The 10,129-nt window shown below is 62.9% G+C and carries 10 protein-coding genes; 6 read left to right on the forward strand and 4 right to left on the reverse strand.

Annotated features, from left to right (window positions below):
* The first annotated feature begins 318 nt into the window (after positions 1–318).
* Genes J7E82_RS19150 through J7E82_RS19160 form a run of 3 tightly spaced genes read left to right on the forward strand, consistent with a single transcriptional unit; the run spans position 319 to position 2,791 of the window.
* Positions 319–783 (forward strand): hotdog fold thioesterase, encoded by a 465-nt coding sequence (locus J7E82_RS19150; RefSeq protein ID WP_214865557.1) that lies wholly within the window; start codon positions 319–321, stop codon positions 781–783.
* Between the two features lie 10 nt (positions 784–793).
* A complete protein-coding gene (gene paaK / locus J7E82_RS19155; RefSeq protein ID WP_214865558.1) occupies positions 794–2,137 on the forward strand; it encodes a phenylacetate--CoA ligase PaaK in 1,344 nt (447 codons plus the stop codon).
* 54 nt (positions 2,138–2,191) lie between these two features.
* Positions 2,192–2,791 (forward strand): TetR/AcrR family transcriptional regulator, encoded by a 600-nt coding sequence (locus tag J7E82_RS19160; RefSeq protein WP_214865560.1) that lies wholly within the window; start codon positions 2,192–2,194, stop codon positions 2,789–2,791.
* Between the two features lie 42 nt (positions 2,792–2,833).
* Here the strand turns inward: J7E82_RS19160 and J7E82_RS19165 are convergent, their stop codons facing one another.
* Positions 2,834–3,388 (reverse strand): SRPBCC family protein, encoded by a 555-nt coding sequence (locus tag J7E82_RS19165; RefSeq protein WP_214865562.1) that lies wholly within the window; start codon positions 3,386–3,388, stop codon positions 2,834–2,836.
* Between the two features lie 21 nt (positions 3,389–3,409).
* Positions 3,410–3,820 carry a VOC family protein gene (locus J7E82_RS19170; RefSeq protein WP_214865564.1) on the reverse strand — a complete coding sequence of 137 codons (411 nt, stop codon included), beginning with the start codon at positions 3,818–3,820 and terminating at the stop codon, positions 3,410–3,412.
* A gap of 166 nt (positions 3,821–3,986) precedes the next feature.
* Between J7E82_RS19170 and J7E82_RS19175 the strand changes: the two genes are divergently transcribed.
* On the forward strand, positions 3,987–4,241 hold the full coding sequence (locus J7E82_RS19175; RefSeq protein WP_214865566.1) for a hypothetical protein: 255 nt from the start codon (positions 3,987–3,989) through the stop codon (positions 4,239–4,241).
* A 21-nt stretch (positions 4,242–4,262) separates the two neighbouring features.
* On the opposite strand, the gene paaZ is transcribed toward J7E82_RS19175, so the two are convergent.
* The gene (gene paaZ, locus J7E82_RS19180) at positions 4,263–6,365 is read right to left on the reverse strand and encodes a phenylacetic acid degradation bifunctional protein PaaZ (protein WP_214865568.1); all 2,103 of its coding nucleotides are present in this window, start codon (positions 6,363–6,365) and stop codon (positions 4,263–4,265) included.
* Between the two features lie 293 nt (positions 6,366–6,658).
* On the opposite strand from paaZ, the gene J7E82_RS19185 reads away from it, so the two are divergent.
* Positions 6,659–6,844 carry a hypothetical protein gene (locus tag J7E82_RS19185; RefSeq protein WP_214865570.1) on the forward strand — a complete coding sequence of 62 codons (186 nt, stop codon included), beginning with the start codon at positions 6,659–6,661 and terminating at the stop codon, positions 6,842–6,844.
* 241 nt (positions 6,845–7,085) lie between these two features.
* On the forward strand, positions 7,086–8,774 hold the full coding sequence (locus J7E82_RS19190) for a cell wall metabolism sensor histidine kinase WalK (RefSeq protein ID WP_251042142.1): 1,689 nt from the start codon (positions 7,086–7,088) through the stop codon (positions 8,772–8,774).
* Positions 8,775–8,866: 92 nt separating this feature from the next.
* On the opposite strand, the gene J7E82_RS19195 is transcribed toward J7E82_RS19190, so the two are convergent.
* Positions 8,867–9,478, reverse strand: a complete 612-nt coding sequence (locus J7E82_RS19195) for a GNAT family N-acetyltransferase (protein ID WP_214865574.1) — start codon at positions 9,476–9,478, stop codon at positions 8,867–8,869.
* Positions 9,479–10,129 lie beyond the last annotated feature (651 nt).

The following is a 10,129-nucleotide window of genomic DNA, read 5'->3' on the forward strand; positions in this document are numbered from 1 at the left end:
CGGCAAAAGAAACAGTGAAGGGCCCACGGCGTGATCCCCAACGCCCGGCTAGCTCACGGCCTCAACGAACCATAGATGGACGGCGTCGGCAGGCGACCACAAGGACATTTTCAAACCCGAACGGGCGTCCCACAAGAGACAAACCGGCTAGCTCGCAGTAGTTGTCGTTATGAGGGCTTTTGACGACCACAACTGCCAGTCAGTTGGGCCTCCACACGCCGGCGCCTCCCTGTTGCATCCCCGTTGCCTCTTGACGCGGGACCCCTTTTTGGGATTACCTAATGAACATTCGGTAAATAAAGCTGGAGGCAATGACGCATGGCTGAAGCAACCCTTCCGGGAGCAGCACACCCCATCCTGAAAAACGACTACGCCTCCGAGTGGATGGGCATCGAGGTCCTCAAACTTGGCCATGGGCATCCAACCATCCGCATGCGCTTGCGGCAGGAAATGCTCAACGGTTTCGGGATGGCGCACGGCGGAATGATCTTCGCCTTTGCGGACTCCGCCTTCGCCCTGGCCTGCAACCCGGCCACGCCCACAGCCTCGGAATCGCACAAGATCACGGTGGCGTCCGGCGTCGACATCAACTTCCTCAAGCCCGCCTATGAAGGGCAGGTCATCACCGCCGTCGCCAACCGCCGCGCCCACACGGGCCGCAGCGGCCTCTACGACATCCAGATCTATGCGGCAGACGCCGAACTGGAACTGAACGACGACGAAACCCCGGGCGAGCTCATCGCCGAGTTCCGCGGCCGGAGCCGCACCATTTCCAAGAAGTAGGAAGATCCCCATGACCCTGCACGCCACAGAACCTGCCGCTGTTCCTGCCCCCGGCTCCGCCGTCCTGGACCGGGAAGAGACGATTTCCCGGGACGAGCTCGAGGCGCTGCAGCTCAGCCGCCTGCAGCACACCGTGGCTTACGCCTATGATCGTGTGCCCCTGTACAAGCGCAAGTTCGACGAGGCCGGTGTACAGCCCAGCGACCTCCGCGAGCTGGCAGACCTGGGGAAGTTCCCCTTCACCACGAAGGAAGACCTGCGCCAGGAGTACCCGTTCGGGATGTTCGCCGTTCCGCAAAACGAGGTGGCCCGCATCCACGCCAGCTCGGGAACCACTGGCCGACCCACGGTGGTGGGGTACACGAAGAACGACCTTGCCAACTGGGCTACCCTGGTGGCGCGCTGCTTCCGGGCATCAGGCATCCGGCCTGGCATGAAGGTGCACAACGCCTACGGCTACGGGCTGTTCACCGGCGGCTTGGGCGCCCACGCCGGTGCCGAAGCCTTGGGCTGCACTGTGATCCCCATGTCCGGCGGCCAGACCGAGCGCCAGATCCAGCTGATCCAGGACTTCCAGCCGGACGCAATCCTGGCCACCCCCACCTACCTTCTCACCATCGCCGACGCCATGGCGCACATGGGCATCGATCCGACGTCGACCTCCCTCAAGTACGCCGTGCTGGGTGCCGAGCCGTGGACCCAGGAAATGCGCCACGAACTTGAAGTCACCATGAACATCAAGGCCTGTGACATTTACGGCCTGTCTGAGGTCATGGGCCCCGGCGTGGCCGGTGAAGCTGTAGAAACCCAGGACGGCAGCCACATTTGGGAAGACCACTTCCGTCCTGAAATCATCGATCCGTTCGATCATTCGACAGTGATGGCCGACGGCGAGTCGGGGGAACTCGTCTTCACCTCCCTCACCAAGGAAGCGCTGCCGATCATCCGCTACCGCACGAAGGACCTCACCAGGCTCCTTCCCGGCACTGCCCGGCCGGCGCACCGCCGCATGGGTCGCATCACGGGCCGCAGCGACGACATGATCATCCTGCGTGGAGTGAACCTTTTCCCATCGCAGATCGAGGAAATCGCCCTCCGGATCCCCGAGCTCAGCCCGCACTTCCAGCTGGAAATCACCCGCCCTGAGGGCAAGCGCATGGACGAGCTGACTGTCCGGATCGAGCGGCGGGACGCCGTATCGGCTGAGCAAAGCGCGACGGCGGCCCGCACCTTGCGTGAACAGATCAAGATTCACGTGGGTTCTTCATGCACAGTGGACGTTGTGGAACCGGGTGCGCTTGAACGTTCCAATGGCAAGCTTCGCCGCATCTACGACCTGCGCCCGAAGGGCTGATTCGCAGCTGTCGAAATGCCTGTCCGATCGATCGTTCGTGAGAAACTGGCCAGTATGCCTATAGACACCAACTCCAAGCGGGGCCGCCCCGGCTACGACCAGCAGTCCGTGCTCCGCATCGCCGTCGACGTCTTCAACCGCCACGGCTACGACGCGACCTCCATGGGCATACTGGCCGAGAACCTTGGCATCTCCAAGTCTGCCATCTATCACCACGTGCCGTCCAAGGGCGATCTGCTGAAGCTCGCCCTGGACCATGCCCTGGGCGGCCTGGAATCGATTCTCGAGCAGCCTGAAGCGCAGTCCGGCCCAGCTGACGCGCGGCTGGAGTTCGTGCTCCGTCAGACAATCGCGGTGCTCGTGGATCGGCTGCCGTTCGTCACCCTGCTCCTGAGGCTTCGCGGCAACACCGAGATCGAACGCAACGCGCTGGAACGCCGTCGCAGCTTCGACCACAAAGTGGCCGCACTCATTGAGGCGGCACGCGAAGACGGCTCACTGCGCCAGGACATCGATCCCCGCACAGTGACCCGTCTCCTTTTTGGCACCATCAACTCGATCGTGGAGTGGTACAAGCCCGGCGGATCGCTGTCCCCGGAAAAACTCGCCGACGACGTCATCACCATGGCCTTCGACGGGCTCCACGCGAAGTAGCTTTTGACCCCTTCTCCGGCGGGTGCTGCGCCCGGGGCGGCCCTACAGCCCTGCTCCCTGCCGGCCCACCTCTTGGAGGGCCCCGGTCAGAGCGCGCCGCATGTAGGCTCTCCAGACCCGCCCGAGGACCAAACGCACAAACGGCTCGCGGTATGGCCTGGGGAAGACGTCGTAGCGCCACAGGACAGTGGTGCCGCCCAGGTAGGTTCCGCCCGCGCTGTGACCGCCTGCATAGGTGCCGGGATGGTCGGGGATGAGTGTCCACTCTGCGTTGACCTGTTCCGCGAACCAGCCCAACATGCCGGTGATTTCCGTGATGGTGTAGGCCAGGCCGTCCGGGGGCCGGACATCGGTAAGGGTTTCGAGGGCCGACGAGCCATCGGAGAGCTGGGGCCGCCGTGTTGCACCTACCTGGTCCCAACTCCCCCGTTCATCCTCTACGCCCACGACGGACGGCAGCGGACCCATGCCGGAGAACAGTACCCGCAGGTCCATTCCCAGGATGGTGCGGAAGGTCTCCTCCTGGTTGTAAGGGCAGTGCTGCGACACCTCGAAGCGCACCGGACCCTCAAATCGAATGGGACTTTGGAAACGCACTTCGCTACCTGCTCCCCCAGCCTAGAGCTGGTACTCAACCTGGTTGGCGCCCAGGGGCTGGTGGATGCAGAGGACGTTGTGTTCCGAATCCATGAACCAGGCGCACTTTTCGTCGTCGGTTGTACAGATGTGGTGGTCGGTTTTCAGGTCCGGGAGATCGTAGTCCTGGAATTCGACGCCGTTCGCCTCCATTTCCTCGACAGCCCGTTCGATGTCGGAAACTTCGAAACTTAGGGCTGTGTGCTCCGAATGCTTGCCGTCCTTGACTGGCATCAACTGCAGCATGGGACCGCCGTCGTTGCCAAAGAGATCGTTTCCATCCCAGGTCATGCCGCGATGCGGGAGTCCGAGTTTCTGTTCATAGAAACTGCGGGCGCGGGCTGGGTCATCGACTGGCAGGATGGTTGTGGCTGACTTGAGTGCTAGGTTCATTTCGCCACCTCCTACGGAGCAAATTTTACGCTCGGAGGTGCCGAAAAGATCCCTGTTTGCTGGGCGTCTGAAAGGGTATCCGCTGGGGCGGGCAGGGCATTCGCTGGAACCCGGGAGAGGCATAGACTGTGCGCATGCGCTGGACTGGCCGTGAGCTGGACTGACGGTGAACTGGACAGATAAAGTCCCGCCCTGGCTGCCGCCGGTGGGCGAGCCAATGCGCCCGCCCCGGACAGGCAGGGTGCTTATCACGATGGGCCTCGTGATCCTGATCGGCTTCTTCGCCTTCGCCATCGTGATGGGCGCGCTAGGTGCGAGCTACACCCTCTACGCACTCCTCCCGCTGGTGATTGGGCTGACCCTCCTCATCACCGGCCTGCTACGCCGCAACAACGCCTTCGGCCCCCGCGACGAGCTGTAAGCGACGCTCTCACCTCCCGGGCTACTTCTCTACGAGGGTGAGGACGTCGTACGTAGCTACGATTTCGTCGTTCTGGTTGGTCAGGACGGCGTCCCAGGCCACCTCGCCGTATTCGTCGGTCTCACGGGGCGTGATCTTCTTCGCGGTCAACGTCACCCGGATCGAATCCCCTGCCGCCACCGGAGTGATGAACCGCAGGTTTTCCAGTCCATAGTTGGCCAGCACGGGTCCAGGAGCCGGCTCCACGAAGAGTCCGGCGGCCCAGCTCAGCAGCAGGTAGCCGTGGGCCACGATGCCCGGGAAGAACGGATTCGCCTCCGCCGCCTCCTGATTGGTGTGTGCGTAGAACGTGTCTCCCGTGGAATTCGCGAAGGCTGTGATGTCCTCCAGGGTGACCTGGCGCAGTTCCGAGCGCACGGCGTCGCCAATCCTGAGCGTCGCCAGGGACTTCCGGAACGGGTGCGTGCCCTCGGTCTCAAGGGTGAAGTTCCGGTCCGCTCCGGAATGCCAGACGCCGGTCACACCAGTCAGCATGTTCGGGGACCCTTGGATGGCGGTGCGCTGCATGTGATGCAGAACGGAGCGGATACCGCCGAGTTCCTCGCCGCCTCCGGCCCGGCCGGGTCCGCCATGGACGAGGTGGGGAACAGGTGACCCGTGCCCTGTGGAGGTGCGCGCATCTTCACGATTGAGCATCAGGACGCGGCCGTGATGTGCCGCGATTCCAGTGACGAGCGACTGCGCCATGGCGGGATCGTTGGTGCAGACGGTGGCCACGAGGGAGCCGCCACCGCGGGCGGCGAGGCGGACGGCGTCGTCAAGGTCGCTGTAACCCACCACGGAGGAGACCGGCCCAAAGGCTTCCAGTGAGTGGACTTCTTCGGCTTCGGCGTCGGCCCAGCTCAGCACCACCGGAGACATGAAGGCGCCGCTGTCAACCACACCGCTGGTACCGTCCGCTTTGGTGACCGACGGCGAATCGAGCGTTCCGTACGCAAGCTCACCTCCGGCGTCGAGCATGGCCTGCACGGCTGCGCGGACGCCCTCCAACTGCTCCACCGACGCCAGCGCGCCCATGGTGACGCCCTCGGCGCGCGGGTCGCCGAGTACAACCCGCTCCTCAACGCGGGCACCGATGGCGGCAACGACGTCGGACACCAGGGCCTGCGGCACGAGGGTCCGTCGAATGGCCGTGCACTTCTGGCCGGCCTTGACAGTCATCTCGGTGACGACGGACTTGATAAAGGCGTCGAACTCCGGAGTGCCTGGAACGGCGTCGGGCCCAAGGATTGCGGCGTTGAGCGAGTCGGTCTCGGATGTGAAACGGATGCCGCCAGTGACGACGTTCGGATGGGACTTCAGCGAGTTGGCGGTAGAGGACGAACCCGTGAAGGCAACCAGATCACGGTAGTCCAGCTCGTCCAGCAGGTTCCGAGCGGAGCCGGAGATGAGCTGCAGGGAGCCCTGGGGAAGGATGTTGGACTCCACGATCGCCTTCACGACGGACGCAGCCACATAACCAGTAGGAGTTGCCGGCTTGACGATAGTGGGCACCCCGGCAATGAAGGCGGGGGCGAACTTCTCCAGCATGCCCCACACCGGGAAGTTGAAGGCGTTGATCTGGACGGCGACGCCGGGAATGCGCGTGAAGATGTGCTCGCCAACGAACGATCCGTCCTTGGACAGGACTTCCATGGGACCGTCCACCACCACCTGGGTGTTCGGCAGCTCACGGCGGCCCTTCGAGCCAAAGGTAAACAGCACGCCGATGCCGCCGTCGATATCCACCATCGAGTCGATCTTCGTGGCACCCGACTGATACGAGTGGGCGTAAAACTCCTCGCGGCGGCCGTTGAGGTACTGGGCCAGCTCCTTGAGCTTGAGCGCGCGCTGGTGAAAGGTGAGCTTGCCAAGCTCGCGCTGGCCCACTGTCCGGCCATAATCTACGACGTCGGCAAGGTCCAGGCCCTCGGTGCTCACCGTGGCAAGGATTTCTCCAGTGCTCGCATCCCTGACCGGGACACCGCTGCTGGCGGGGGCATCGGGAGTCCACCAGGAATCCTTGATGAAGCTGGGGACGGTTTCGACTGCTGTTGCTTCCGGAGCGACTGCGGTAGTGGTCATCGTCGACGGATCCTTCCAAGGCACGGGGCTCAATGCGGGAACCGGAACGGAATCCCGGCCAACATTACTGACCGGCCGTTCGGTATTTATCAAGAGTACATGATCCCTACCGCCAGCACACTAGTAGATCTCGCCAAAGCCCGTTTCCTGCTTGTGAAGCACCCAGGCTGAGCGGCCTGCGTGAGGAACCTGCTACACAACCGAAACATTGCGTCGATGCAAAGAAACATTCCCGGGCTACGCTGATTCCACTTGGACAACGAAGTCCCTGCGACGAACGGAAGGTCACACTAATGTTGCTTTGGAGCAGCTTAAACCTCTTTCTTGATTTCGGCCGGAACAACGACGAGTCGAACGGCGGGGGCAAGGCCGATGCCGAATTCCCCAGCGGCCAGCTCACTTCCACTGCCTGGGAAGGCTGGTGGCATGACGACGACGCCGCCGCGTCCCTCACCACGGAACGCCGGCGCCTCAACTAACTAAGCCTCGCGTCACCGGGTTTCGACAGGCTCAACCGCCGGTTCCCGTTGACCGAGCCTGTCAAGATCCCGTTTCGCTCCCCACCGCCTCAACCACCAGTGCCCGTGCGGCGCTATGCTGTGTTTCATGCCTCTCCAGCGAACGGGAGTGGCTGGGTTGATGAGCCGGGGGGTCATCCAATGACGCGCAGCAGCATGTCACCGGGAGTTCCTACCCGTCCTGATGACGGGGCCTGAACCAATGCTGAACCTATGGCGTTTTGAAACACTGGACAGCTACTACAGGCGACTCGGCTCCCGCGGCAGGGTAGTCCTGTGCCAGCTGCCGCTGTCCGTCTCCATCCTGCTCGTCGTAGCCGTCTCCGCCGTCGTAAATCCCGGCACACTCCAGGACCCACGGTTCCAGTGGACCCTCCTGCCGCACCTGCTACTCCTGGCACTATGCGCAGTTGTCCCCTGGGGCAAGCTGCCCTCCGGCAGCTTCGCCGTAATCCCCATCCTGGACTGTCTGGCAATCAGCCTTAGCCGCGAGGCAGGCGGACAAATCCTCAGCGCCCTGGGTCTCCTCACGGTGTTTCCCGTGATCTGGCTGGCCGCCATTGGGCCTCGGGGAAGGGTCCTGATGGCGATCCTGGCAACGGTCCTCAGTGCGTTGCTGGCCCCCATCATCCTGGGCGTCGATTTTGGGAAGGAATCGGTGGTAAGGCTCATCCTGCCTCCCATGGTCTTCACCGTCATCGCCGTCACTGTGCATGTGGTCGCGAGTGTCCTGGCCGGACAGCGGAGCAGCCTCGAAGCCAAGGACCGGGAACTCCAACACGCCCTCAGCGACAGCCAGCGACGACAGCGGCTGATGGACACTGTCGTTGAGACTGTCGGCGTCGGTGTCTGGGTGGTTAATGCCGAAGGTGCGACCATTTTCACCAATAGCCGGTTCCAGTCAGACCTGGCGCGGGCAGAAGCAGCCGCCGCCTCGCATGGTGAAACGGCTACCTCCCGTAGCGAACCCGCGGCTGGACCCAGTACTGATGCGCCGAACATTCCGGTGTTCGAAAGCGACAGGGTGACCCCCATGCCCCCGGACAAGAATCCCGTCGCCCGGGCGTTGGCGGGCCAGAACATCACTGAGGAACTGCTGTGGGTAGGCACGGGTGACACACAGCGGGCCTACTCGACTACGGCACGGACAATCCGCGACTCCGACGGAGCTTTCACGGGTTCGGTCATTGCCTTTACCGATGTCACGGCGCTGGTGGGCGCCCTGGCAGCAAAGGATAACTTCGTTTCGACGGTTTCCCACGAGTTGCGAACGCCCCTGACGTCCATTCTCGGCTACCTCGAGCTAATCATTGACGAGCCTGATTCAACGCTTGGCCGGGAGCAACTGCTGGTGATCGAGCGAAATGCCCAACGACTGCTGCACCTCGTGAATGATCTCCTGGCGGTTGCCTCAGATTCAGTGGACCTGGCAATGGAGGAAACAGACCTCGCAGGGATCGTGGAAGAGGCACTCGAATCGGCGCGGCCTCGCGCGGCAGCAAGCGCCGTCAAGCTGGTAGCTGACATGGACCGCCCACTGCCTGCCCGGGTGGACCCGGAGCGCGTAGGCCAGGTGGTGGACAACCTGCTCTCCAACGCCATCAAGTACTCGCCTAATGGAGGTCTGGTCACCGTACGCACCCACCGCGATGGCTCCAGGCTCGTCTGCTCCGTCACGGACTCTGGAATCGGCATGAACCCGGAGGAGCAGGAAAACGCCTTCGCTAAATTCTTCCGCGCAGCCAGGGCCAGGGATACTGCCATCCCCGGCGCAGGATTGGGCCTCCCCATCAGTAAGACCATCGTCGAAAGCCACGGCGGGTCCATCAGCCTCACCAGCCGGCCCGGTGCCGGGACTACTGTCACCTTCACCCTTCCGGCCGCGAACTGAAGCGTCGCGGGCTGAAGCGTCGCGGGCTGAAGCGTCGCGAACTAAAGCGTCGCGAACTAAGCGTCGAACCGAAACAGAACGGGATGCAGGCCTCAGCGCATCTTGGCGAGCCGGAACTCCAGGCCCTTCTTCACCATTGGCCACTCATGCTCGAGGATCGAGAACACCACAGTGTCCCGGAGGGTCCCGTCCTTGCTGCGGGTGTGGTTCCGCAGGACGCCATCCTGTTTGGCGCCAAGGCGCTCAATGGCATCGCGGGACTGGTGATTGAGCCAGTGGGTGCGGAATTCGACGGCGGGACAGCCGAGGACCTCGAAGGCGTGGCGCAGCAGCAGGAACTTGGAATCCGGGTTACTTCCGCTGCCGTGAGAGGAGGCCGCATTCCACGTCGAGCCAATCTCGACCCGCGGCGTCGCGGCGTCGATGTTCATGTAGGTGGTCATGCCGATGACCTTCCCGGTGGCATTGAGGCGCGTGGCAAACGGCAGCATCGATCCCTGGTTCTGCAGCTCAAGCCTCCGCTCGATCTCGGCCGCCATGCCCTTGGGCTCGGGGACGGAGGTGTACCAGAGCTTCCAGAGCTCACCATCCCTGGCCGCGTCCACCAAACCGTCGTGATGGCCGTGGTCAAGCGGCTCAAGCGTGACGAACTGGCCCTTGAGGGTAACGGGCAGGATTGAGGGGGCGGCTTGGTAGGCAGTCACCGATTCATCCTAGCCTTCCGAAATAGACCCTCAGAGCGAAGAGGCCGCAGTGCTCCCCGGGCCGTGCGCAAAACCTTCCCATCGTCCCGGAGATCAGGGTCGTGTCGCAATTGATCGGACTATCGGTGGCCCGGGGGGCGGCGTATGCCGGACTGGCCCTGGCCCAGTCCCGGCTCCGGGAATCGATGCTGACCAGCTCTTGAGTTCGACTGCTGCTCTCCGCTATGTCGCCTTAGGGTTGGCCGGTTCCTGGTGCACCCGTTCTGGGCGTTGATTGCCCGACTGTCATGTCAATCACCGACCAGGATTTCATGGCGTTGGCTAGGTCGTTCTTGCCTCGTAGTTCTGTGCGATCCGGAGATCGAGGGTAGCGATGATGACTTCCTCGAAATGCTGAAAGTGCGGGACCCGCATCAGTGCGTCCCGCACTTTCATGGCGTATCTCAGTTCTCCGCTTAGGAAGCAGGACGCGGAAGGGCAAAGAGGCCGGTATGAATCCAAACATCTAGCTGACAATTATCAGGACAGGGACATGGCCACGAAGGGAGCGGCGCCGCCGATCTTGAAGAGGCAGGTTCCCTTCCGCGTGGCCGTCAACCCGCGACAGGCTTCATCAGCAGGAGTATCGTGCCTTAGCCTTGATCCACCGAT

Source organism: Arthrobacter sp. ISL-30 (genome assembly GCF_018613855.1).
In the GTDB taxonomy this organism is placed as follows: domain Bacteria; phylum Actinomycetota; class Actinomycetes; order Actinomycetales; family Micrococcaceae; genus Arthrobacter.